Raw genomic sequence first — 23303 nt, 5'->3', positions numbered from 1 at the left:
AATAAAAAAGCATGATCTCATTGAAGAGATCATGCTTTTTTATTTCTCTAATATAGGAAACAAATCATGAAGGCTGCTAATGATGTAATCAGGCGTTACGTCAGTTTCGTTTTTCTTATCCGTCCTGTTGATCCAAACGGTTTTGATTCCGGCTCTTGAAGCGCCTAAAATATCAGTATTCAAATTATCGCCGACCATGATGGCATCGTCTTTTTCAATATTCATCAGCTTAAGGCAGTGTTCAAAAATTGAAACATCCGGCTTGCCCTTGCCGAATGCGCCCGAGATGACGATTTCATTGAAGTAAGGAGCGAGCTCAGGTACGCCGGCAAGCTTCTCCTTTTGCAGACTAGGATCGCCATTTGTCAAAAGCAATAATTCATACTTGCCTTTTAATTGATCGAGTACAGCAAAAGTTTCATCATATACAAACGGGCGCTTTCTGCGCTCTGCCGCAAAAAACTCTCCCAAGTATTCGCCATATGCAGGATCATCGATCCCAAGCGCTTTCAGTCCGTTTGTCCATGCATTTCTTCTGTACTCCGGCACAATCTTGTTCAGCTTTTGAAAGCCTTCACTGATTGGCTCTGAGAAATTGGACCACAGTCCTTCAAACGGGTTAATGCCGATCATCACTGTATATGGATACGTCTCATATGACATGTACAATTCTCTCGCTGCTTCGCGAACAGCTGCTTCGAATTCCTCAGGGGCAAGGCCATATTTTTTCTCCGCCTGTAAGCAAGTTTCTGCAAATGTTGTTCTGACGCTTTTCTCGTCCCAAAGTAGTGTATCATCTAAATCAAAAAATACGGCTTTCATGATCTTCTCCTCTGCTTCAGATTCAAATCTTTCTGCCAAAAGGCTCATGTTTTATTTTACAATAGATAAAAGCCTTGTGAAATATGTTTTCAGACGATTTTAAAAAAACAGTCAGCCGTAAAACGAAAACATGCTAGAATGAAAACGGAAAGAACAGGTGACATGAATGATTCATTTAATGATTATGATGCTGGAGAGAGTGGGGATTATTGTTATATTAGGGTTCATTCTCGCCCATACGAAACTTTTCAGACAAGCTCTTCAGAATCAGGACGGCTATAAAGGAAAAGCGATTTTAATTTCTATTTTTTCTCTTTTCAGCATCATCAGCAATTATACAGGCATCGAAATTCAAAGAAATATGATTGTAAACAATGACTGGGTGTTTACGATAGATCCATCGGGCTCTATCGCGAATACCCGTATTTTGGGCGTGGAAATCGGGGGCCTTCTCGGAGGTCCTTTTGTAGGGGCTGGGATCGGCATACTTGCGGGCCTGCATCGTTTTTCACTCGGTGGCAGCACGGCCTTAAGCTGTGCCGTCTCATCTATTTTAGCGGGTGTTCTTGCAGGCTTGATCGGCAGGTATTTTACGAAGCGATATCGAATGCCGACACCGCGCATCGCCACTCTTGTGGGAATCGGCATGGAGTCACTGCAAATGATCATTATTTTGCTGATGGCAAAGCCGTTCAGTGACGCTTGGGAGCTTGTCAGCATGATCGGAATTCCGATGATACTCATCAATGGAACAGGCAGTTTTATTTTTCTGTCTATTATTCAAGCGATCATTCGCAAGGAAGAACAGGCAAGGGCTCTCGAAACGCATCGAGTGCTGACGATTGCTGATCAGACACTTCCATTTTTTCGCCAAGGATTAAATGAAAACTCCTGTAAAAGTGTAGCGGCTATTATCCATAAGCTGACAGGAACAGATGCGGTGTCTCTCACTGACAAAGAAAAGATCCTTGCGCATGTCGGTGCGGGAATGGATCACCACATCCCATCGAAAAGCTTGATCACCGGCCTGTCCAAAAAGGTGATTAAAACAGGGCATATTATGAAGGCGATTTCGCAGGAAGAGATTGAATGCACGCATGCTGAATGCCCTTTGCACGCTGCAATTGTCCTGCCGCTGACATCGAACGGCAATACAATCGGCACCTTAAAAATGTACTTTAAAAGCCCGGCAGGCCTGAGTCAGGTAGAGGAGGAACTTGCCGAGGGGCTGGCCATGCTGTTTTCGACACAGCTTGAGCTTGGGGAAGCAGAGCTGCAAAGCAAACTTCTCAAGGATGCTGAAATTAAAGCGCTTCAAGCACAGGTGAATCCGCATTTTTTATTTAATGCGATCAACACGATTTCTGCGCTATGCCGTACAGATGTTGAAAAAACCCGTAAGCTCCTATTGCAGCTCAGTGTTTATTTTCGTTCAAACCTTCAAGGAGCGAGACAGCTGCTGATTCCGCTCTCAAAGGAGCTGAACCATCTTAACGCCTATTTGTCATTAGAACAGGCGCGTTTTCCCGGGAAATATAAAATTGAGCTTAATATCGACAGCAGACTGGAGCAGATTGAAATCCCTCCGTTTGTTTTGCAGGTGCTTGTCGAGAACGCGCTTCGGCACGCGTTTCCGAAAAAACAAGACATATGCAAGGTTACAGTCTGTGTCTTATCTGATGATGCATCCGTCTATATGAAGGTGGCGGATAACGGACGCGGAATTCCGCCGGACGTCTTGCCGGAACTGGGAAAGAAACCGTTTCCGTCTAAGGAGGGAACCGGTACAGCGCTTTATAACCTAAATCAGCGGCTGATCGGTTTATTCGGACAGCAGGCTGCACTGCATATCAGCAGTGAGGTTCATAAAGGGACAGAGGTTTCCTTTCAAGTGCCAATGCAACAGATGAAAGAGGGAGAAGAACATGCTCAGGGTGTTAATAGTTGATGATGAGATGCTGGCAAGGGATGAACTGGCTTACTTGCTTAAGCGGACCAATGAGGAAATGGAAATCAATGAAGCGGAAAATATCGAATCCGCTTTTGACCAAATGATGGATCAAAAACCTGATTTGCTGTTTTTAGACGTTGATTTATCCGGAGAAAACGGTTTTGATATCGCAAAGCGATTGAAGAAAATGAAGCATCCTCCTGCTGTTGTGTTTGCGACAGCGTATGACCAGTATGCGCTCAAAGCGTTTGAGGTGGACGCTCTTGATTATTTAACCAAGCCTTTCGATGAAGAAAGAATTCAGCAAACGCTGAAAAAATATAAAAAAGTCAATCGGGATATTGTAGAAACAGAGCAAAACAGCCATGCCGGCCAGCACAAGCTCGCGCTATCTGTGGGGGAATCGATTGTGATTGTGGATACGAAGGACATTATCTATGCCGGAACAGAAGATGGTCATGTCAATGTAAAAACCTTCGATCATTCTTATACGGTCAGCGATACACTCGTTGTGATTGAGAAAAAGCTGCCGGATTCTGATTTTATCCGCGTCCATCGGAGCTTTGTCGTGAATACCGAATATATTAAAGAAATTCAGCCATGGTTTAATTCAACGTATAATCTGATCATGAAAGACGGATCGAAAATACCGGTCAGCCGGACATATGCGAAGGAATTGAAAAAGCTGCTCCATATTTGATGGGCGGCTTTTTGCATTTCAGCCATTTGATTCTGCAACTCAGACCCGCTATTCGGCATGTTATCTTGTAAGCGCTTTATAACAGGGGATTCTTATTTATAATGAGGGTACCAAAGAGAAAGAGGTGAAGAAAATGAGTGCTAAAAAAGTGTACGGGTTTTTAACACAAGCATTTATTTTTGCCGTCATTATGCTGGTTTCGAATATGATTGCCGCTATTGTCCCAATACCTATCCCGGCATCGGTTGTAGGATTGGTCTTATTATTTCTCCTATTATGTTTGAAAGTCATTAAACTGGAACAAGTGGAGACGCTCGGAACGTCTTTAACCTCTCTGATCGGATTTTTATTTGTTCCGTCAGGTATATCTGTTATGAATTCGCTTGGTGTGATGCAGCAATACGGCCTGCAAATTGTTCTTGTCATTCTGCTCGCAACGATTATTTTGCTGGGGGCTACGGGATTGTTTTCTCAGCTGATTCTTTCGCTGAGCGGAAAACGCAAAACCGCAGCGGACATGAAAACAAAAACAGTGCAAAGCCCGCAGAACAATAACGAACTCGTTCACCATTAAGGGAAACAGGAGGTTCTTCACATGGAAAGCACAATGAGTCCTTATTTTGGGATTGTCGTATCACTTGCTGCATTCGGCATCGGCACCTTTTTATTTAAGAAAACGAAAGGCTTCTTCCTTTTCACTCCTTTGTTTGTTGCCATGGTGCTGGGGATCGCATTTTTAAAAATCGGCGGTTTTTCCTACGCGGATTATAATAACGGGGGAGAGATCATTAAGTTTTTCCTTGAACCGGCAACGATCGCATTTGCAATTCCTTTGTACAAACAAAGAGATAAGCTTAAAAAGTACTGGTGGCAAATCATGGCCTCCATTATTGCCGGCTCTATCTGCTCTGTCACGATTGTTTATTTGCTCGCTAAAGGCATTCATCTCGATTCGGCCGTAATGAAAAGCATGCTTCCGCAGGCAGCTACAACGGCAATTGCGCTTCCTTTATCAAAAGGCATCGGGGGCATCAGCGACATCACAGCCTTTGCGGTCATCTTTAACGCTGTCATCGTATATGCGCTCGGAGCATTGTTCTTGAAGGTGTTTAAAGTGAAAAATCCGATTTCTAAAGGATTGGCTCTTGGAACATCCGGACATGCACTTGGTGTAGCGGTCGGGATTGAGATGGGAGAAGTTGAAGCTGCGATGGCAAGTATTGCTGTTGTCGTAGTAGGAGTGGTAACGGTTCTGGTCATCCCTGTGTTCGTGCAGCTGATCGGAGGATAAGCCAAGGTTGATGCCTTGGCTTTTTTTATTTTATGGTGCGTCTTCGGGATCGATATACCCTTGTTTAATGCCCCATTCTACTTGATCGTCATGCCACTTTTTTCGTTCTTCATAACCATAACCATCGTCTTCAGGAAGCTCTGAAGCTGGCTGTTGAATGGTTTTATCTGTCTGACTCGAGGGAGATGGTGGATTTTTACTATTAGATGAGGGTGCCTCGGTCTGCTGCCGTTGTGCCTGTGATTGCCGCTTTTTCTCAGCGTTCGCTTTCTGCTCTTTTTGGATTGCTGCCTGCCGCTGTCTTTCAAGTTCAGCTTGTCTTTTTGCTTCCGCTAATCGCTGATTCTCTGCCGCCTGCTGCTCTGCTAATCGCTGTCTCTCTGCTTTTTCCTCCTGCTGTTTCTTTCGTTTCGCCTCCCGCTCTTTTTCAAGCTTTTTCTCTGCGGCGATTTGTCTTTGCTTTTCAGCTTCTTCTTTTGCCTTCCGCTTTCCTAACTCAGTAGCAAGTGGACTCTCGAACTTCATGTCCAATGAAACGGGTTTTAGTTTTTTTAGCTCTTTCTCCAGCCCCTTTTGAGGAAATGCTGCAGTTGTCTTAACAGTTTCGACTTTTGATTCGGAAGATGTGCTGCTATTCGAGCAACCGGTTAATATCAATGTGAAAAATAAAGCAAGCTGTATCAGTTTGTTCATGTGTCAGGCTCCCTTCTGCTTCTTATATCGGTCAGAGATTAACTTTGTTTTACATTTCTTCCTGTCGGTGGTTTTGTTGTAAATTGCGAAATAAGGGGGGAATTGTTGGTTCTTTGTATTCTGGGTGGGGATGAAAGATTTTCTTTTTCTCTCTTGCGCTCATAGAAAACCCATGTTACAATGTAAAAGTTGTTCCGGATAAGTCGTCCTTGACTAAAGATCCGGTATTGTGTAGAATAGTTATTGAATTGAATATAAATCACAAGCAGAAGCACCCGCTTCTCACCTGATTGACACATGCATGTAGTTGGCAGGTTGACCGTACATTTTTATTGATACAGATGTTCGTAGTGTGGGTGTTTTATAATGCCCACACTTTTTGTTTGCCTGCAAAATGCATTCAAAATGAGTTGTGAATCAATTCGAAGAAACTATGGAGGTGGCTCATTATTAGCAAAGATCAATTGGTTAATGAGGGTATCCGTGCACGTGAGGTCCGTTTAATCGGACAAAATGGCGACCAGCTTGGAATCAAGTCCCGTCAGGAAGCACTTGAAATCGCCGGCCGCGCAAATCTTGACCTTGTGTTAGTTGCAGCGAATGCAAAACCGCCTGTCTGCCGAATCATGGACTACGGTAAGTTCCGATTTGAGCAGCAGAAAAAGGAAAAAGAAGCACGCAAGAATCAAAAAATCATTAACTTAAAAGAAGTTCGGTTAAGTCCGACAATCGATGAGCATGACTTTAACACGAAATTGCGCAATGCGATTAAATTCCTTGAAAAAGGCGATAAAGTGAAAGCTTCTATCCGCTTTAAAGGACGCGCAATCACTCATAAAGAAATCGGTCAGCGTGTATTAGACCGTTTCTCCGAAGCATGTGCTGAGGTTGCGACAGTCGAAACAAAACCAAAAATGGACGGCCGCAGCATGTTCTTAATGCTCGCACCGAAAAACGAAAAGCAATAAGGAGGAAATCCCATGCCAAAAATGAAAACTCACCGCGGATCTGCTAAACGTTTTAAAAAGACAGGTTCTGGGAAGTTAAAACGTTCTCACGCGTACACAAGTCACTTATTCGCCAACAAATCTCAAAAGCAAAAGCGTAAGCTTCGCAAGAGTGCTGTTGTAAGCGCAGGAGACTTCAAACGTATCAAACAAATGCTTGCTAACATCAAGTAATCGGATAAGGAACAATTAGGAGGGAAATTCAATGCCAAGAGTAAAAGGCGGAACTGTTACACGTAAGCGTCGTAAAAAGGTTCTTAAATTAGCAAAAGGTTATTTCGGTTCAAAACATACATTATACAAAGTAGCTAACCAGCAGGTCATGAAATCTGGAAACTATGCTTTCCGTGACCGTCGTCAGAAAAAACGTGATTTCCGTAAACTTTGGATCACTCGTATCAACGCAGCTGCTCGCATGAACGGCCTTTCTTACAGCCGTTTAATGCACGGTCTTAAGCTTTCTGGTATCGAAGTAAACCGTAAAATGCTTGCTGATCTTGCTGTAAACGATCTTACTGCATTCAATCAGCTTGCTGATGCTGCTAAAGCTCAATTAAACAAGTAATCATATAGAGCCGCTCTCCAGCAGAGCGGCTTTTTCTATATAAAGGATGAGGCAACATGATTATTGCTGCTTATTTGGTGTTGATTAATCTGTGCGGTTTTTGGGTGATGGGCATTGACAAACGCAAAGCGCAGCAGCACAAGTGGAGAATTTCTGAAGACCGGCTGTGGCTGATAGCCATCGTGTTTGGAGCGCTCGGTGTCTGGCTTGGCATGCAAACCTTCAGACATAAAACGAAACACGCTTCTTTTAAGTACGGAGTACCGCTTCTTCTGGTAATTGAAGCGATTCTCATCGCTATTTACTACAGCCCGTTTGATTTATAAAAAGCAGAAAAGCGTTTAACGCTCTTCTGCTTTTTTTGCGAGTTTAATGGGCTGGTCCCAGTCAATCTTACAATTTGGATATCGTTCCAGCACTTTTTCTTCAATGCTCTCAAAATCTTTTGCAGAGAAATGCTTCAGCTTCTCAGGAGATTCTGTCCAGACAAAGATCGTGTGAATAAACAGCGGATGATCCTTGGAAGGAATATGCTTTTCTCCCTCAAAAAGCACGCCTTTATACGTCAGCTGAAAATTCTTCCGGGTATTGTTTTGTTCATCAATAATATAAAAATGTTCTTTTGATTGGGCCAGCTTAAGCCTTCTCTTAGGATTCGCGACATATTTGACCACGGCATAAATACAATAAGCAAAAAGTGCAAGCAAAATAATCCTTAGAACCATGACAAACATTGTGTGAAGGCACCTCCCTTATTGTGATGATCTGATGTAATACGAAAAGCATAGAAAAAGGTTTCACTTTTTCTAAAAGAAAGCTGTAAAAACATATACCCGATTTTCAAGTGAAATAGTCGTATGGTTAGCGCCATGTTTTGTATAATAAGAATGCAGGACTGATGAAGGAGGGTTTGGAACATGGCAAAATTAGATGAAACATTGACCATGCTGAAAGATTTAACAGATGCAAAAGGCATACCGGGCAATGAAAGAGAAGTAAGGCAAGTGATGAAATCATACATAGAACCATTTGCTGATGAGGTGACAACAGATCGCCTGGGCAGTTTAATTGCCAAAAAAACTGGTGCAGAAAACGGCCCGAAAATTATGATCGCCGGACATTTGGATGAAGTTGGCTTTATGGTGACACAAATCACAGATAAAGGCTTTATCCGTTTTCAAACCGTTGGCGGCTGGTGGGCTCAGGTTATGCTTGCCCAGCGCGTCACCGTTGTCACAAAAAAAGGAGAAATCACAGGGGTTATCGGCTCTAAGCCGCCGCATATTTTATCTCCTGAAGCAAGAAAAAAATCAGTGGAAATAAAAGACATGTTTATTGATATTGGAGCTTCAAGCCGGGAAGAAGCCTTGGAGTGGGGTGTACTCCCGGGAGATATGATCGTTCCGCATTTTGAATTTACGGTCATGAACAATGAAAAATTCCTACTCGCAAAGGCGTGGGACAACCGTATTGGCTGTGCGATTGCAATTGATGTGTTAAGAAACTTACAAAACACAGATCATCCAAATATAGTGTATGGCGTCGGAACCGTGCAGGAGGAAGTCGGCCTGAGGGGAGCGAAAACGGCTGCACACACCATTCAGCCTGATATTGCGTTTGGTGTTGATGTAGGGATAGCAGGAGACACGCCTGGCATTTCCGAGAAGGAAGCGCAGAGCAAAATGGGCAAAGGCCCGCAGATTATCGTTTACGATGCATCCATGGTCTCTCACAAAGGTTTGCGCGATGCAGTTGTAGCCACTGCGGAGGAAGCCGGCATTCCGTACCAATTTGATGCCATTGCCGGCGGCGGAACTGATTCGGGTGCCATCCATTTGACGGCAAATGGCGTTCCTGCGCTGTCCATTACCATTGCAACCCGCTACATTCATACGCACGCGGCCATGCTGCATCGTGATGATTATGAAAACGCGGTAAAGTTAATTACAGAAGTCATTAAGAAGTTAGACCGAAAAACGGTTGACGAAATTACGTACCAATAAAGATACGGAAGAATCCGCCTATTGAGGCGGATTCTATTTTTTTGTCTGTACAAATTATAGCATAGTGACTACAATAAAGGGGATACCGAAAATTTCCTGAACATGACGATATACGATACGCAGCTCGATTTGACAGGAAGGGAGGATAAACAATCTAATTTGTAAGCGCTTTCTAATATAAAGGAGGTTGAACAAAATTGAAAAAGAAAAAAACATGGAAACGCTTCTTACATTTTTCGAGTGCCGCTCTGGCTGCAGGTTTGATATTCACTTCCGCTGCTCCTGCAGAGGCAGCATTTTGGGGTGCATCCAATGAGCTGCTTCATGACCCGACTATGATTAAAGAGGGGAGCTCATGGTATGCGCTCGGAACAGGGCTTAATGAAGAACGGGGACTGCGGGTGTTGAAGTCTTCAGACGCTAAAAATTGGACCGTACAAAGATCTATTTTCAGTACACCGCTATCGTGGTGGTCCAATTATGTGCCGAATTATGGTCAAAACCAGTGGGCGCCGGACATCCAATACTATAACGGCAAGTACTGGCTGTATTATTCCGTTTCTTCTTTTGGAAGCAATACATCTGCCATTGGCCTGGCATCTTCAACAAGCATCAGTTCGGGGAGCTGGAAGGACGAGGGCTTGGTGATTCGTTCGACAAGCTCAAATAATTATAACGCCATTGATCCGGAGCTGACATTCGACAAGGATGGCAACCCGTGGCTCGCGTTCGGCTCGTTTTGGACCGGCATTAAGCTGACCAAGCTCGATAAGAGTACGATGAAGCCTACAGGTTCGCTCTATTCGATTGCAGCCAGACCGAATAATGGCGGTGCGCTGGAGGCCCCTACTCTGACGTATCAAAATGGTTACTATTATTTAATGGTTTCCTTTGATAAATGCTGTGACGGGGTAAACAGTACGTACAAAATTGCTTACGGAAGATCCAAAAACATTACAGGCCCTTATCTTGATAAAAGCGGAAAAAGCATGCTTGAAGGCGGAGGTACTATTTTGGATTCGGGCAATGACCAATGGAAAGGGCCTGGAGGCCAGGATATTGTGAACGGAAACATTCTTGTTCGCCATGCCTATGATGCCAATGACAATGGCATTCCGAAGCTTCTTATCAATGATTTGAATTGGAGCTCGGGCTGGCCGTCCTATTGAATCAAAAAGCCGGGCTCTGCCCCCGGCTTTTTTTAAAAGAAAAGATTGACAGTATAATAGTCAATTACTATAATAAAATTGTTCGTACAAATATTTATTTATAGGTTTATTTTCTATCATTAGTACGTATCTTTTGTATTTGAAAGCGTTTTATTTTATGAGAAAGGGGCAGTTTACATGCTTCAGACAAAGGATTATGAATTCTGGTTTGTGACAGGAAGCCAGCACCTATACGGGGAAGAGACGCTGGAACTCGTAGATCAGCATGCTAAAAGCATTTGTGAGGGGCTCAGCGGGATTTCTTCCAGATATAAAATCACTCATAAGCCCGTCGTCACTTCACCGGAAACCATCAGAGAGCTGTTAAGAGAAGCGGAGTACAGTGAGACATGTGCTGGCATCATTACATGGATGCACACATTTTCCCCTGCAAAAATGTGGATAGAAGGCCTTTCCTCTTATCAAAAACCGCTTATGCATTTGCATACCCAATATAATCGCGATATCCCGTGGGGTACGATTGACATGGATTTTATGAACAGCAACCAATCCGCGCATGGCGATCGAGAGTACGGTTACATCAACTCGAGAATGGGGCTTAGCCGAAAAGTCATTGCCGGCTATTGGGATGATGAAGAAGTGAAAAAAGAAATATCCCAGTGGATGGATACGGCGGCTGCATTAAATGAAAGCAGACATATTAAGGTTGCCAGATTTGGAGATAACATGCGTCATGTCGCGGTAACGGACGGAGACAAGGTGGGAGCGCATATTCAATTTGGCTGGCAGGTTGACGGATATGGCATCGGGGATCTCGTTGAAGTGATGGATCGCATTACGGACGACGAGGTTGACACGCTTTATGCCGAGTATGACAGACTATATGTGATCAGTGAGGAAACAAAACGTGACGAAGCAAAGGTAGCGTCCATTAAAGAACAGGCGAAAATTGAACTTGGCTTAACCGCTTTTCTTGAGCAAGGCGGATACACAGCGTTTACGACATCGTTTGAAGTGCTGCACGGAATGAAACAGCTGCCGGGACTTGCCGTTCAGCGACTGATGGAGAAAGGCTACGGGTTTGCCGGTGAAGGAGATTGGAAGACAGCGGCCCTTGTACGGATGATGAAAATCATGGCTAAAGGAAAAAGAACTTCCTTCATGGAAGATTACACGTACCATTTTGAACCGGGAAATGAAATGATTCTGGGCTCTCACATGCTTGAAGTGTGTCCGACTGTCGCTTTGGATCAGCCGAAAATCGAGGTTCATCCGCTTTCGATTGGCGGCAAAGAGGACCCTGCGCGTTTTGTATTTAACGGCATCAGCGGTTCTGCCATTCAAGCTAGCATTGTTGATATTGGCGGGCGTTTCCGCCTTGTGCTGAATGAAGTCAACGGCCAGGAAATTGAAAAAGACATGCCGAATTTACCGGTTGCCCGTGTTCTCTGGAAGCCGGAGCCGTCATTGAAAACAGCAGCGGAGGCATGGATTTTAGCCGGCGGTGCACACCATACCTGCCTGTCTTATGAACTGACAGCGGAGCAAATGCTTGATTGGGCGGAAATGGCGGGGATCGAAAGTGTTCTCATTTCCCGTGATACGACAATTCATAAACTGAAACACGAGTTAAAATGGAACGAGGCGCTTTACCGGCTTCAAAAGTAGAGGGGGATGTCACATGGCTTACACAATAGGGGTTGATTTTGGAACTTTATCAGGAAGAGCGGTGCTCGTTCATGTCCAAACAGGGGAGGAACTTGCGGCTGCTGTAAAAGAATACAGGCATGCTGTCATTGATACCGTCCTTCCAAAAACGGGTCAAAAGCTGCCTCGTGACTGGGCGCTGCAGCACCCTGCTGATTACCTCGAAGTCTTGGAAACAACCATTCCGTCTTTACTCGAACAGACGGGCGTTGATCCGAAAGACATTATTGGGATTGGAATTGATTTCACGGCATGTACGATCCTTCCTATTGACAGCAGTGGGCAGCCGTTATGCATGCTGCCTGAATATGAAGAGGAGCCGCACAGCTATGTGAAGCTCTGGAAGCATCATGCGGCCCAAAAACATGCTGATCGGCTCAATCAAATCGCGGAAGAAGAAGGAGAGGCTTTTTTACAGCGGTACGGGGGAAAAATTTCATCAGAATGGATGATTCCAAAGGTCATGCAAATTGCCGAGGAAGCGCCTCACATTTATGAAGCGGCTGACCGGATCATCGAGGCTGCGGACTGGATCGTGTACCAGCTGTGCGGCTCGCTCAAGCGAAGCAACTGTACTGCAGGGTATAAAGCGATGTGGAGTGAAAAAGCGGGGTATCCGTCAGATAATTTCTTTGAGAAATTAAATCCTTCAATGAAAACGATTACAAAGGACAAATTGTCAGGTTCTATTCATTCAGTAGGAGAAAAAGCCGGCAGTCTGACTGAAAAAATGGCAAAACTGACAGGGCTTCTCCCGGGAACGGCTGTTGCGGTTGCCAATGTGGACGCTCATGTTTCCGTACCGGCGGTCGGCATTACAGAGCCAGGGAAAATGCTGATGATTATGGGAACCTCGACGTGCCATGTTCTACTTGGTGAAGAGGTGCATATCGTTCCAGGAATGTGCGGCGTTGTGGACAACGGAATTCTCCCGGGCTATGCGGGATATGAAGCCGGGCAGTCCTGTGTCGGCGATCATTTTGACTGGTTTGTGAAAACATGTGTCCCGCCAGCTTATCAAAAGGAAGCAAAGGAAAAAAACATTGGCGTTCATGAGCTGCTGAGTGAGAAAGCAAACCATCAAGCGCCAGGTGAAAGCGGCTTGCTTGCTTTAGATTGGTGGAATGGAAACCGTTCAACTCTTGTTGATGCAGATTTAACAGGGATGCTGCTTGGCATGACACTGCTGACGAAGCCTGAAGAGATTTATAGAGCGTTAGTTGAAGCGACAGCTTACGGAACCCGGATGATTATCGAAACATTCAAAGAAAGCGGTGTTCCGATTGAGGAACTGTTCGCAGCCGGCGGAATAGCTGAGAAAAACCCGTTTGTCATGCAGATTTATGCGGATGTGACAAACATGGACATTAAAATCTCTGGTTCACCGCAAGCCCCAGCCTTAGGATCTGCCATTTTCGGCGCGCTTGCAGCAGGCAAAGAAAAAGGCGGCTACGATGATATCAAAAAGGCAGCGGCGAACATGGGAAAACTGAAAGATATAACTTATACGCCAAATGCCGAAAACGCCGCGGTTTATGAAAAATTGTACGCTGAATATAAAGAGCTGGTTCATTATTTCGGAAAAGAAAACCATGTCATGAAGCGTCTGAAAACGATCAAAAATCTTCAATTTTCATCTGCCGCCAAAAAGAATTGATAAAGGGTGATGGAGCATGCTTGAAACATTAAAAAAAGAAGTGCTGGCTGCCAACCTGAAGCTTCAAGAGCATCAGCTGGTAACCTTTACGTGGGGAAATGTCAGCGGCATTGACCGTGAAAAAGAAAGAATTGTCATCAAACCTAGCGGAGTCGAATACAGCGACCTGACAGCCGATGACTTGGTTGTTTTGAACCTTGATGGAGAGGTCGTCGAAGGCTCGCTTAAACCTTCTTCAGATACACCTACCCATGTTTATCTATATAAAGCCTTTCCGAATATCGGGGGAATTGTCCATACCCATTCTCAATGGGCGACAAGCTGGGCGCAATCGGGCAGAGACATCCCTCCGTTAGGCACGACCCATGCTGATTATTTTGACAGTGCGATTCCATGTACGCGAGAAATGTACGATGAAGAAATCATTCATGACTACGAACTGAATACAGGAAAAGTCATAGCGGAAACCTTTCAGCATCATAACTACGAACAGGTGCCGGGTGTGCTCGTGAATAATCACGGACCGTTCTGCTGGGGCACTGACGCCTTAAATGCCATTCATAACGCAGTTGTATTAGAAACGGTTGCCGAAATGGCCTATCACTCCATTATGCTGAACAAGGATGTAACTCCAATCAATACAGTTCTGCATGAAAAGCATTTTTATCGAAAACACGGAGCAAATGCGTATTATGGCCAGTCATGATACGCCTGTGTCACCGGCTGGCATTCTGATTGACTTGGACGGTACTGTATTCAGAGGAAATGAGTTGATCGAAGGAGCAAGAGAAGCGATCAAAACGCTTAGGAGAATGGGAAAGAAAATCGTCTTTTTAAGCAACCGGGGGAATATCTCCCGTGCCATGTGCAGAAAAAAACTACTTGGCGCGGGGATTGAAACGGACGTAAACGACATTGTTCTGTCATCAAGCGTGACAGCGGCTTTTCTGAAAAAACATTATCGTTTTTCAAAGGTATGGGTGCTTGGGGAGCAAGGCTTGGTTGACGAGCTGAGGCTGGCCGGTGTGCAGAACGCGAGCGAACCGAAGGAAGCGGATTGGCTCGTGATCTCCCTTCATGAAACGCTCACGTACGACGATTTAAATCAAGCCTTTCAAGCGGCTGCCAGCGGCGCTCGTATCATTGCTACAAACAAAGACCGCTCTTTTCCGAACGAAGACGGAAATGCCATTGATGTGGCTGGAATGATTGGGGCGATAGAGGCTTCCGCACAAGCGAAGACTGAACTTGTTGTCGGAAAACCGTCATGGCTGATGGCGGAGGCTGCCTGTACAGCAATGGGGCTGTCCGCACATGAATGCATGATTATAGGAGACAGCATTGAATCTGACATTGCGATGGGGAAGCTTTATGGCATGAAAAGCGCCTTAGTGCTAACTGGTTCTGCGAAACAGGGTGAACAACGTTTGTACACGCCGGATTATGTGCTGGATTCTATTAAAGATGTAACCAAATTGGCTGAGGAGGGGATTCTGATATGAATCGTATCGCAGCTGACGTTCAGCGTGCTTTTGAACACGCCGGAGAAAAGACGTTGCCTATAAAAGTTGAAGAAATTGTTCTCGGTAAACAAGCAGCTGATTCGCTTTTGAATTATGTAAAACAAAAAAACAATAAACATATTGTCCTTGTCTGCGACGCGAATACACACCGCATTGCAGGAATTGATCTGGAAAATCAGCTGAATCAAGAAGGATTTCAGGCCGAGTGCCTGATCATTCCAGAAAATGAAGCCGGAGATGTGACAGCTGATGAACGATCGCTCATTCATGTGCTGATCCATACGAAACAACCAACGGATGTCATGATCGCAGTCGGTTCGGGCACGATTCATGATATCGTCCGCTTTGCGGCGTTTCAAAGAGATTTGCCGTTTATTTCTTATCCGACTGCTCCATCTGTAGACGGTTTTACATCAGCCGGTGCGCCGATTATTTTATACGGCACGAAAACAACCATTCAAACGAAGGCCCCATCTGCGCTGTTCGCTGATCTGGATCTATTAAAAGCGGCACCGCAGTCAATGGTGGCGGCTGGCTTTGGTGACATGCTCGGTAAAATCACGTCTTTAGCAGATTGGGAAATATCCCGGCATCTTGCCGGTGAGCCTTATTCGCCTGCAGGAGCTAAGATCGTTCAGGAGGCGCTTGCTGCCTGCATTGAACACACAGAAGACATTGCGATGAAAACGGAAACAGGCATACGGGTTTTGATGGAGTCTTTACTTGTATCGGGGCTTGTCATGCTGGCATTAGATCATTCCCGCCCGGCATCAGGCGGAGAGCATCATATTTCACATTGGATTGAGATGGAATTAATGGAGAAAAAACGGCCACAGATTCTTCATGGGGAAAAGGTGGGCTGTGCAGCTGTTTTATTAACTGACACATACAGAAAGCTCGCTCAGGATGACGGGCTGAACGAATTTTCACCGAGCCAGCGGCAAGCCATCCAATCGGCTTATCAAACTCTCCCGGAAGGAGAAGTGCTGGCTGATTGGCTGAGATCAGCCGGAGGCCCTGCGTATTTTGACGAAATCGGTGTCGGGCAGGATTCCGTCAAGAATGCCTTCAGACATGCGCACACCTTAAGAGACCGCTGCACCGGATTAAGAATCATTAATGAAAACAAAACGCTGATCAACCATGGTCTATATGAATAGCCCGCACCTCGAATGGAAGGGGTAACGCAGATGAAAAAAATGACTGTCTGTTTTCTTGTGCTCATGATGCTGCTGACATTAGTCATTGCTGGGTGTTCAGTAGAAAGATCATCCGGGAAGTCGGGTGAAACCGAGCTGACCTTTTGGACATTTAACGGGCTTCATGAGCAGTTCTATGTGGAAATGGTGAAGGAATGGAACAAAAAATATCCTGACCGCAAAATTAAGCTGAATACGGTCGTTTATCCATATGGACAAATGCACGATAACTTATCTATCTCCCTAATAGCGGGAGAAGGCGTTCCTGATATTGCAGATGTCGAATTGGCCCGTTTTTCAAACTTTTTGAAGGGCTCTGACATACCGCTTGCCGACTTGACTCCGCTGATTGAAAAGGATCGCGATAAATTCGTTGAGGCGCGGCTGACATTGTACAGCAAAAACGGAAAGCTTTACGGACTCGATACACATGTAGGGACAACGGTCATGTTTTATAACATGGATGTGATGAAAAAAGCCGGCGTCAATCCTGACGATATTAAAACATGGGATGATTACCATAAAGCCGGACAGAAAGTGCGCAAAGTGACCGGGAAGCCGATGGGAACGGTGGAAACAAATGATTCCGCAACGTTCTTATCTATGATTTCACAGCAAAACTCAGGCTATTTTGATAAAAACGGCAAGCTGATCCTCAATAATGACACCAACGTAAAAACACTTCAATATTTAAAAGACATGATCAATGATAAAACGATGATTCCTGCGCCGGGCGGCGGGCATCACAGTGAAGAATACTACGGCTTTATGAACCAAGGAGGAGCTGCTTCAGTCCTCATGCCGATTTGGTATATGGGAAGATTTATCGATTATATGCCTGATCTGAAAGGGAAGATTGCCATCAGACCGCTCCCGGCATGGAAAAAGGGGGGCGACCGCTCGGCAGGTTTGGGCGGTACGGCAACTGTTGTACCGAAGCAATCCAAGCATGTTGAGTTAGCAAAAGAGTTTTTGGCCTTTGCGAAGGGCTCTGAAGAAGGAAATAAAAAACTCTGGAGCGTACTCGGCTTTGACCCGCTTCGCTGGGATGTTTGGAGCTCCAAGGAATTGAAAGAGAAAAACAAATACACGGATTACTTCCAAAACGGAACAGGCATTTTTTCTGTGCTGCTCGATATCAAGGATGAAATCAATCCAATTTATTTACATGAGGATTTTGCCAAGGCTTCAGACCTTGTCAACAGAAGCGTGTTGTTCGACGCGCTTAAATCTCAGCAAAAAACGCCTAAACAAGCCTTGGACAGAGCGGCAGGTGAACTGAAACAGAAATAGAATCCCATTCAAAAAGTGAAAGCGGGGAGGTTCTCATGAAACCTGTGAAAACGGGAACGGTTCATCCCGTTCCTTCAGCTGCGAAACAATCAGGCTGGCGAGATGTATTTTATTCGAAAAAAGCGGCGCCCTATCTGTTTACAGCGCCATTCGTTTTATCCTTTCTCGTATTTTTTCTATACCCCATCATTAGTGTCTTCATCATGAGCTTTCAAAGAATATTGCCGGGAGAGGTGTCCTTTGTCGGTTTGTCTAATTATACAGCGCTAAACAACCCGACGTTCTATACCGCCCTTTGGAATACGCTGGAATACACCTTTTGGACGCTAATCGTGCTGATTCCTGTCCCATTGCTTCTGGCCATATTCCTGAATTCAAAGCTGGTCAAATTTAGAAATATATTTAAATCAGCACTATTCATCCCGGCATTGACCTCCACCATTGTCGCGGGGATCATTTTTCGGCTGATCTTCGGAGAAATGGAAACGTCTCTGGCCAATTCCATCCTACTCAAACTCGGCTTTTCACCTCAGAACTGGATGAACAATGAACATACCGGCATGTTTTTGATGGTGCTGCTTGCTTCATGGAGATGGATGGGAATCAACATCCTTTACTTTTTAGCCGGTTTGCAAAATGTGCCGAAAGAGCTGTACGAAGCCGCTGATATAGACGGCGCGAATACAATGAAAAAATTTCTGCACATCACTCTGCCGTTTCTCAAGCCTGTAACCGTATATGTGCTGACCATCAGCATTATCGGCGGCTTCAGGATGTTTGAGGAGAGCTACGTCCTTTGGCAGAATAATTCCCCGGGTAATATTGGTCTGACGCTTGTCGGATATTTGTATCAGCAGGGACTTGCCTACAACGAAATGGGGTACGGAGCAGCCATCGGCATCGTGCTTTTGATTGTGATCCTTGTTGTCAGCCTGATTTCATTAAAGCTGTCAGGCTCGTTTAAGGGGGAGGGATAAATGTTGCGGCACAGTCCTCAGTTCAGCGTTTACAGAATCGCACTAACCCTGTTTTTTATTATGCTGAGCCTATTGTATCTTTTTCCGATTTTCTGTTTGCTTTTAGGATCATTAAAGCCGTCATCTGAGCTTTTGCGTGTGGGGCTCAATCTCGACATTGATCCTAAAGTAATGAGTCTTGATAATTATACATTTCTGTTTAGCGGCGGAAGCATTTATTTCAAATGGTTTTTTAACAGTCTTGTACTTGGGCTTTTCACAACCATGCTCACCCTGTTTTTTTCTTCGATGATCGGGTACGGGCTTGCGGTTTATGATTTTAAGGGCAGAAATATCATCTTTGTTCTTGTGCTGATTATCATGATGGTTCCGCTGGAAGTGATGATGCTTCCTCTGTTTAAGCTTACCGTCGGACTGCACTTGATCGATTCATATACGGGTGTCATATTGCCGTTTATCGTTTCACCTGTTGCGGTTTTCTTTTTCAGGCAATATGCTCTTGGCCTTCCAAGAGATCTGCTGGACTCTGCAAGGATGGACGGCTGTACGGAATTCGGCATCTTTTTCAGGATTATGGCACCGCTGATGAAACCGGCTTTCGGTGCGATGATTATCCTTCAGTCCTTAAACAGCTGGAACAACTTCTTGTGGCCGCTGATTGTGCTTCGGTCGAAAGAAATGTTTACGCTTCCAATAGGGCTGTCCAGCTTGCTGAGCCCTTATGGAAATAATTACGACATGCTTATATCCGGCTCAGTATTTGCGATTTTGCCGGTGATTATCATTTTCTTGTTTTTCCAAAAGTACTTTATCTCCGGCCTGACGGTAGGGGGAGTCAAAGGTTAATGAAGGAGGAAACGTGTGATGAAAAAAGCGCGAATGATTGTAGACAAAGAATATAAAATCGGTGAAGTAGATAAACGGATTTATGGCTCGTTTATCGAACATATGGGTCGTGCGGTATATGAAGGCATATACGAGCCTGATCACCCTGAAGCGGATGAAGATGGATTTAGAAAAGATGTCCAGTCGCTGATCAAAGAATTACAGGTTCCCATCATCCGCTATCCGGGCGGAAACTTTTTATCCGGATACAACTGGGAGGACGGTGTCGGACCAGTCGAAAACCGCCCGAGACGGCTTGACTTGGCATGGCAAACGACAGAAACCAATGAAGTGGGAACAAATGAATTTTTATCTTGGGCAAAAAAGGTGAACACTGAGGTCAATATGGCCGTCAACCTTGGCACAAGAGGCATAGATGCCGCTCGTAATCTCGTTGAATATTGCAACCATCCGAAAGGCTCTTACTGGAGTGATTTAAGAAGATCGCATGGCTATGAACAGCCGTATGGCATCAAAACATGGTGCTTAGGAAACGAAATGGATGGACCGTGGCAGATCGGCCACAAAACAGCTGATGAATACGGACGGCTTGCTGCAGAGACAGCAAAGGTCATGAAGTGGGTTGACCCATCAATTGAACTCGTTGCCTGCGGCAGCTCAAACAGCGGCATGCCGACCTTTATCGATTGGGAAGCGAAGGTGCTTGAGCATACGTATGAGCATGTCGACTATATCTCTCTTCACACTTACTACGGAAACCGGGATAACAATCTGCCAAACTACTTGGCACGTTCTATGGATTTGGATCATTTTATCAAATCAGTCGCTGCGACCTGTGACTATGTAAAAGCAAAAACACGCAGCAAGAAAACAATCAATCTTTCTCTGGATGAATGGAACGTCTGGTACCACTCAAATGAGGCTGATAAAAAAGTCGAGCCGTGGATCACTGCGCGTCCGATTTTAGAGGATATTTACAATTTTGAAGATGCCTTATTAGTCGGCTCTCTGCTCATTACGATGCTGCAGCACGCAGACCGTGTGAAAATTGCGTGTCTTGCACAGCTTGTCAATGTCATCGCGCCGATCATGACGGAAAAAGGCGGAGAAGCATGGAGACAGCCGATTTTCTATCCATACATGCATGCTTCTGTTTATGGAAGGGGCGAGTCACTGAAACCGCTTATTTCTTCTCCGAAGTACGACTGTTCTGATTTCACTGATGTGCCATATGTTGATGCTGCTGTTGTGTACTCTGAAGAGGAAGAAACCCTCACTATTTTTGCGGTAAACAAGGCTGAGGATCAGATGGAGACGGAGATTTCGCTCAGAGGCTTTGAATCCTACCAAATCGCAGAGCACATCGTACTTGAGCATCAGGATATCAAAGCGACAAACCAGCATAACAGAAAAAATGTCGTTCCGCATTCCAACGGAACATCGTCTGTCAGCGAAAACGGCTTAACTGCTCATTTCACGCCGCTTTCCTGGAATGTGATCCGCCTGAAAAAACAATCATAAGAATAGCAAAGCCGGAGAGAAATCTCCGGCTTGTCTTTCAACTGCCACGAGCCGGCCCGTTCAAGCCGGCTTTTTGTATAGGAAAAAATGACCGCTTTTCACCATGAAATTATGATATATTTATGAAAAACAGCAAAGGGGATGGGAGAAAATGAATGCGGTTACAATTGTGATAGCATCAATGTGTATTTTGGCTATTGCCTATCGTTTATACGGAACATTTATGCTGGTGAAGGTTCTCAAAGTGAATGATGACAAGCCAACACCTGCTCATGCGCTTGAGGATGGGAAAGACTATGTGCCTACAAATAAATGGGTTTCGTTCGGCCATCACTTTGCCGCAATCGCAGCGGCCGGTCCGCTGGTCGGACCCATTCTGGCGGCGCAGTTTGGCTATTTGCCGGGATTATTGTGGCTGTTAATCGGGGCGGTAATTGGGGGAGCCGTCCATGATATTGTGGTGCTGTTTGCATCGATGCGCAAAAACGGAAAATCGCTGTCGGAAGTGGCGAAGGATGAGCTTGGCCCTGTTGCAGGATTTTGTACAGGACTGTCCATGCTGTTTATCATCACGATCACAATGGCGGGCCTGTCGATGGTTGTCTTGCATGCGCTTGAACGTAATCCATGGGGAACATTTGCGGTAGGGATTACGATTCCGATTGCGATGGGTGTGGGCTTATTTTATAAGAAAACGGGAAATTTAAAGCTCGCTTCAACGGTCGGCTTTCTCTTTTTAATGGCAGGAGTCTTTATCGGTCCATGGGTACAGACTACCGCGCTCGGTGACTTTTTAACGCTAGATACGAAAACGCTTGCAATCGCGCTTCCTGTTTATGCGTTTTTTGCGGCTGCGCTTCCCGTTTGGCTGCTTCTTGCTCCGCGTGATTATTTAAGCAGCTTTATGAAAATCGGTGTTTTTATCGCTTTGATTGTTGGTGTGTTTGTCGTCAATCCGTCCATTCCGTTCCCTGCGTTTACAGAATTCGTAAAAGGCGGCGGGCCGGTGCTGGCAGGACCTGTCTGGCCGTTCATCTCAATAACCATCGCCTGCGGGGCGATCTCTGGGTTCCATGCCTTTGTCGGCTCAGGAACGACACCGAAAATGCTGAATAAATGGAGTGATATGAAGCCGGTTGCGTTTGGCGCAATGCTTGTTGAGTGTCTTGTCGGCATCATGGCGCTGATTGCAGCGACCGCTTTACAGCCTGCTGATTACTTTGCGATTAACAGCACGCCTGAGGTTTTCCGTACACTTGGCATGAATGTCGTACATTTGCCTGAATTGAGCAGGGAAATCGGTTTGGACTTAGAAGGAAGAACAGGGGGAGCCGTCACGCTTGCGGTGGGAATGACTTATATTTTTACCGGAATGCCGTTTTTCAGCCATTTGGCCTCATACTTTTTCCAATTTGTCATTATGTTTGAAGCGGTCTTTATTTTAACAGCGATTGACGCCGGCACACGCGTCGCCCGTTATTTGATCCAGGATTTCTTCGGGGAGGTGTATAAGCCGCTGAAGAAAACAGACTGGATTCCGGGCTCTGTATTTGCCAGCGCGCTTGCCTGTTTGATGTGGGGGTACTTGCTGTATTCAGGAGATATCGGTTCCATTTGGGCGCTGTTCGGCGTTTCTAATCAGCTGATGGCTTCAGTGGGGCTGATTATCGGAGCGACCATCGTGCTGAAAATCGCTGATAAACGCCGATACATTCTGACTTGCCTTATCCCGCTTGCCTATTTATATGTCACTGTCAATTATGCGGGCTATTGGATGGTGCGCAATGTGTATCTCAATCCTGAAGCAGCAGGATATAGTGTATTGAATGGCGTATTATCTATCATCATGCTGGTGTTAGGCTTCATCATTATCGTGGCGGCTGTGAAAAAATGGGCGCAGATGTGGAAAGATCCGAGCTTAAGGATGGAAGCGTCTATACCGGGCTAGAAGGACTATTGAAAATGTTGAGGGGGTTTTCAATGAATCTATCAATGAAATATCTTATTCTATACGTATCGGACAGCAAGCGGGCTATTCATTTTTACCGGGATATTTTAGGACTGCCGATTCGTGTTGAACACGGCACTTATGTCGAATTTGATACAGGGTCTACGATATTGGCGCTTAATACGCGGGAAAGCGCCAGAGACATCACGGCGCTGGACATTCCGGATACATCTGCTTCAAACACATTTGAAATCGGGTTTGTTACTGAAAATGTAGAAGCGGTCATCAAAAGGATGAGAGAACAAGGCGTATCGATTATCGGGGAGCCAAAAGTGAAACCATGGGGGCAGACGGTCGCCTATATCGCTGATCCGGATGGACATTATATCGAAATTTGCAGTCCGATGGAATAACGCACAAAAGCCCAAAAC

Annotated in this window: 24 protein-coding genes, 1 pseudogene and 1 other annotated feature; of the genes and pseudogenes, 22 read left to right on the top strand and 3 right to left on the bottom strand. The window is 45.2% G+C overall.

The features are described 5' to 3' along the window. Positions 1-39: 39 nt before the first annotated feature. A complete protein-coding gene (locus ACZ07B_RS05730; RefSeq protein ID WP_015251491.1) occupies positions 40-822 on the bottom strand; it encodes an HAD family hydrolase in 783 nt (260 codons plus the stop codon). Positions 823-988: 166 nt separating this feature from the next. Here ACZ07B_RS05730 and lytS point away from each other — a divergent pair, with 166 nt between their 5' ends. The 4 genes from lytS to lrgB all read left to right on the top strand — a co-directional run bounded on the left by lytS (position 989) and on the right by lrgB (position 4764). Then, a complete protein-coding gene (gene lytS, locus ACZ07B_RS05725) occupies positions 989-2770 on the top strand; it encodes a two-component system sensor histidine kinase LytS (protein WP_464876992.1) in 1782 nt (593 codons plus the stop codon). Next, positions 2748-3473 carry a two-component system response regulator LytT gene (lytT, locus tag ACZ07B_RS05720; protein WP_015251493.1) on the top strand — a complete coding sequence of 242 codons (726 nt, stop codon included), beginning with the start codon at positions 2748-2750 and terminating at the stop codon, positions 3471-3473. The genes lytS and lytT overlap by 23 nt, the downstream gene beginning before the upstream one ends. Positions 3474-3606: 133 nt before the next feature. After that, entirely contained in the window at positions 3607-4047 is a 441-nt protein-coding gene (gene lrgA / locus ACZ07B_RS05715) for an antiholin-like murein hydrolase modulator LrgA (RefSeq protein WP_014477620.1), read from the top strand. Positions 4048-4068: 21 nt separating this feature from the next. Beyond that, complete coding sequence (gene lrgB / locus ACZ07B_RS05710) at positions 4069-4764, top strand: antiholin-like protein LrgB (RefSeq protein ID WP_003229482.1); 696 nt, start codon at positions 4069-4071, stop codon at positions 4762-4764. A gap of 30 nt (positions 4765-4794) precedes the next feature. On the opposite strand, the gene ACZ07B_RS05705 is transcribed toward lrgB, so the two are convergent. Further along, positions 4795-5457, bottom strand: a complete 663-nt coding sequence (locus ACZ07B_RS05705; RefSeq protein ID WP_464876991.1) for a hypothetical protein — start codon at positions 5455-5457, stop codon at positions 4795-4797. Positions 5458-5714: 257 nt separating this feature from the next. Continuing rightward, positions 5715-5845: a sequence feature (ribosomal protein L20 leader region), on the top strand. A 58-nt stretch (positions 5846-5903) separates the two neighbouring features. On the opposite strand from ACZ07B_RS05705, the gene infC reads away from it, so the two are divergent. The 4 genes from infC to ACZ07B_RS05685 are packed head-to-tail and all read left to right on the top strand — an operon-like array spanning position 5904 to position 7355. Then, on the top strand, positions 5904-6425 hold the full coding sequence (gene infC / locus ACZ07B_RS05700) for a translation initiation factor IF-3 (protein ID WP_010886591.1): 522 nt from the start codon (positions 5904-5906) through the stop codon (positions 6423-6425). 12 nt (positions 6426-6437) lie between these two features. Next, the gene (gene rpmI, locus ACZ07B_RS05695) at positions 6438-6638 is read left to right on the top strand and encodes a 50S ribosomal protein L35 (protein ID WP_003222418.1); all 201 of its coding nucleotides are present in this window, start codon (positions 6438-6440) and stop codon (positions 6636-6638) included. A 31-nt stretch (positions 6639-6669) separates the two neighbouring features. After that, positions 6670-7029, top strand: coding sequence for a 50S ribosomal protein L20 (gene rplT / locus ACZ07B_RS05690; RefSeq protein WP_003222420.1), 360 nt, complete (start codon positions 6670-6672; stop codon positions 7027-7029). 56 nt (positions 7030-7085) lie between these two features. After that, positions 7086-7355, top strand: coding sequence for a DUF1294 domain-containing protein (locus ACZ07B_RS05685; protein ID WP_003229490.1), 270 nt, complete (start codon positions 7086-7088; stop codon positions 7353-7355). A 15-nt stretch (positions 7356-7370) separates the two neighbouring features. On the opposite strand, the gene ysdB is transcribed toward ACZ07B_RS05685, so the two are convergent. Next, positions 7371-7763 carry a sigma W pathway protein YsdB gene (gene ysdB / locus ACZ07B_RS05680; protein ID WP_029318219.1) on the bottom strand — a complete coding sequence of 131 codons (393 nt, stop codon included), beginning with the start codon at positions 7761-7763 and terminating at the stop codon, positions 7371-7373. 183 nt (positions 7764-7946) lie between these two features. Here ysdB and ACZ07B_RS05675 point away from each other — a divergent pair, with 183 nt between their 5' ends. From ACZ07B_RS05675 to ACZ07B_RS05610, 14 genes and pseudogenes are all read left to right on the top strand, one after another. Beyond that, positions 7947-9032: a M42 family metallopeptidase gene (locus ACZ07B_RS05675; RefSeq protein WP_048654952.1), complete on the top strand. Its 1086-nt coding sequence runs from the start codon at positions 7947-7949 to the stop codon at positions 9030-9032. Positions 9033-9229: 197 nt separating this feature from the next. Beyond that, complete coding sequence (gene abnA, locus ACZ07B_RS05670) at positions 9230-10201, top strand: arabinan endo-1,5-alpha-L-arabinosidase AbnA (RefSeq protein ID WP_268555689.1); 972 nt, start codon at positions 9230-9232, stop codon at positions 10199-10201. Between the two features lie 177 nt (positions 10202-10378). Then, positions 10379-11869: an L-arabinose isomerase gene (gene araA, locus ACZ07B_RS05665; protein WP_339245289.1), complete on the top strand. Its 1491-nt coding sequence runs from the start codon at positions 10379-10381 to the stop codon at positions 11867-11869. A 13-nt stretch (positions 11870-11882) separates the two neighbouring features. Continuing rightward, positions 11883-13565 (top strand): ribulokinase, encoded by a 1683-nt coding sequence (gene araB, locus ACZ07B_RS05660; protein WP_464876990.1) that lies wholly within the window; start codon positions 11883-11885, stop codon positions 13563-13565. Positions 13566-13581: 16 nt separating this feature from the next. Then, on the top strand, positions 13582-14271 hold the full coding sequence (gene araD / locus ACZ07B_RS05655; RefSeq protein WP_003229501.1) for an L-ribulose-5-phosphate 4-epimerase: 690 nt from the start codon (positions 13582-13584) through the stop codon (positions 14269-14271). Beyond that, positions 14249-15067, top strand: a complete 819-nt coding sequence (araL, locus tag ACZ07B_RS05650; RefSeq protein ID WP_072175601.1) for a sugar-phosphatase AraL — start codon at positions 14249-14251, stop codon at positions 15065-15067. Before araD ends, araL begins: the two co-directional genes overlap by 23 nt. Further along, positions 15064-16248, top strand: a complete 1185-nt coding sequence (gene egsA / locus ACZ07B_RS05645) for a sn-glycerol-1-phosphate dehydrogenase (protein ID WP_464876989.1) — start codon at positions 15064-15066, stop codon at positions 16246-16248. The genes araL and egsA overlap by 4 nt, the downstream gene beginning before the upstream one ends. A gap of 30 nt (positions 16249-16278) precedes the next feature. Continuing rightward, positions 16279-17580 (top strand): ABC transporter substrate-binding protein, encoded by a 1302-nt coding sequence (locus ACZ07B_RS05640; RefSeq protein ID WP_217003014.1) that lies wholly within the window; start codon positions 16279-16281, stop codon positions 17578-17580. Positions 17581-17615: 35 nt separating this feature from the next. Next, a complete protein-coding gene (locus ACZ07B_RS05635; protein WP_014480514.1) occupies positions 17616-18557 on the top strand; it encodes a carbohydrate ABC transporter permease in 942 nt (313 codons plus the stop codon). Next, positions 18558-19403 (top strand): carbohydrate ABC transporter permease, encoded by an 846-nt coding sequence (gene araQ / locus ACZ07B_RS05630; protein ID WP_217003015.1) that lies wholly within the window; start codon positions 18558-18560, stop codon positions 19401-19403. An 18-nt stretch (positions 19404-19421) separates the two neighbouring features. Further along, positions 19422-20924 carry an alpha-L-arabinofuranosidase AbfA gene (abfA, locus tag ACZ07B_RS05625; RefSeq protein WP_003222445.1) on the top strand — a complete coding sequence of 501 codons (1503 nt, stop codon included), beginning with the start codon at positions 19422-19424 and terminating at the stop codon, positions 20922-20924. 151 nt (positions 20925-21075) lie between these two features. Next, positions 21076-22872 (top strand): carbon starvation protein CstA, encoded by a 1797-nt coding sequence (cstA, locus tag ACZ07B_RS05620; RefSeq protein WP_464876988.1) that lies wholly within the window; start codon positions 21076-21078, stop codon positions 22870-22872. Then, positions 22815-23002: pseudogene (locus ACZ07B_RS05615) on the top strand (hypothetical protein). Before cstA ends, ACZ07B_RS05615 begins: the two are co-directional and overlap by 58 nt. After that, on the top strand, positions 22917-23285 hold the full coding sequence (locus tag ACZ07B_RS05610) for a VOC family protein (RefSeq protein WP_250620824.1): 369 nt from the start codon (positions 22917-22919) through the stop codon (positions 23283-23285). The pseudogene ACZ07B_RS05615 and the gene ACZ07B_RS05610 overlap by 86 nt, the downstream one beginning before the upstream one ends. Positions 23286-23303 lie beyond the last annotated feature (18 nt).

The sequence above is a fragment of the Bacillus sp. 9.4 genome, assembly GCF_055486415.1.
The sequence above is the reverse complement of the archived record's forward strand: the minus strand, read 5'-3'. Positions and strand labels throughout refer to the sequence as shown.

Coding starts and splice junctions, on each gene's coding strand:
- ysdB (WP_029318219.1), bottom strand. CDS start 7,763: ATGTTTGTCATGGTTCTAAGGATTATTTTGCTTGCACTTTTTGCTTAT.
- ACZ07B_RS05675 (WP_048654952.1), top strand. CDS start 7,947: ATGGCAAAATTAGATGAAACATTGACCATGCTGAAAGATTTAACAGAT.
- ACZ07B_RS05730 (WP_015251491.1), bottom strand. CDS start 822: ATGAAAGCCGTATTTTTTGATTTAGATGATACACTACTTTGGGACGAG.
- araB (WP_464876990.1), top strand. CDS start 11,883: ATGGCTTACACAATAGGGGTTGATTTTGGAACTTTATCAGGAAGAGCG.
- rplT (WP_003222420.1), top strand. CDS start 6,670: ATGCCAAGAGTAAAAGGCGGAACTGTTACACGTAAGCGTCGTAAAAAG.
- ACZ07B_RS05685 (WP_003229490.1), top strand. CDS start 7,086: ATGATTATTGCTGCTTATTTGGTGTTGATTAATCTGTGCGGTTTTTGG.
- ACZ07B_RS05640 (WP_217003014.1), top strand. CDS start 16,279: ATGAAAAAAATGACTGTCTGTTTTCTTGTGCTCATGATGCTGCTGACA.
- araD (WP_003229501.1), top strand. CDS start 13,582: ATGCTTGAAACATTAAAAAAAGAAGTGCTGGCTGCCAACCTGAAGCTT.
- ACZ07B_RS05635 (WP_014480514.1), top strand. CDS start 17,616: ATGAAACCTGTGAAAACGGGAACGGTTCATCCCGTTCCTTCAGCTGCG.
- lytT (WP_015251493.1), top strand. CDS start 2,748: ATGCTCAGGGTGTTAATAGTTGATGATGAGATGCTGGCAAGGGATGAA.
- lrgA (WP_014477620.1), top strand. CDS start 3,607: ATGAGTGCTAAAAAAGTGTACGGGTTTTTAACACAAGCATTTATTTTT.
- cstA (WP_464876988.1), top strand. CDS start 21,076: ATGAATGCGGTTACAATTGTGATAGCATCAATGTGTATTTTGGCTATT.
- lrgB (WP_003229482.1), top strand. CDS start 4,069: ATGGAAAGCACAATGAGTCCTTATTTTGGGATTGTCGTATCACTTGCT.
- ACZ07B_RS05705 (WP_464876991.1), bottom strand. CDS start 5,457: ATGAACAAACTGATACAGCTTGCTTTATTTTTCACATTGATATTAACC.
- rpmI (WP_003222418.1), top strand. CDS start 6,438: ATGCCAAAAATGAAAACTCACCGCGGATCTGCTAAACGTTTTAAAAAG.
- lytS (WP_464876992.1), top strand. CDS start 989: ATGATTCATTTAATGATTATGATGCTGGAGAGAGTGGGGATTATTGTT.
- abfA (WP_003222445.1), top strand. CDS start 19,422: ATGAAAAAAGCGCGAATGATTGTAGACAAAGAATATAAAATCGGTGAA.
- ACZ07B_RS05610 (WP_250620824.1), top strand. CDS start 22,917: ATGAAATATCTTATTCTATACGTATCGGACAGCAAGCGGGCTATTCAT.
- araA (WP_339245289.1), top strand. CDS start 10,379: ATGCTTCAGACAAAGGATTATGAATTCTGGTTTGTGACAGGAAGCCAG.
- egsA (WP_464876989.1), top strand. CDS start 15,064: ATGAATCGTATCGCAGCTGACGTTCAGCGTGCTTTTGAACACGCCGGA.
- araL (WP_072175601.1), top strand. CDS start 14,249: ATGCGTATTATGGCCAGTCATGATACGCCTGTGTCACCGGCTGGCATT.
- araQ (WP_217003015.1), top strand. CDS start 18,558: ATGTTGCGGCACAGTCCTCAGTTCAGCGTTTACAGAATCGCACTAACC.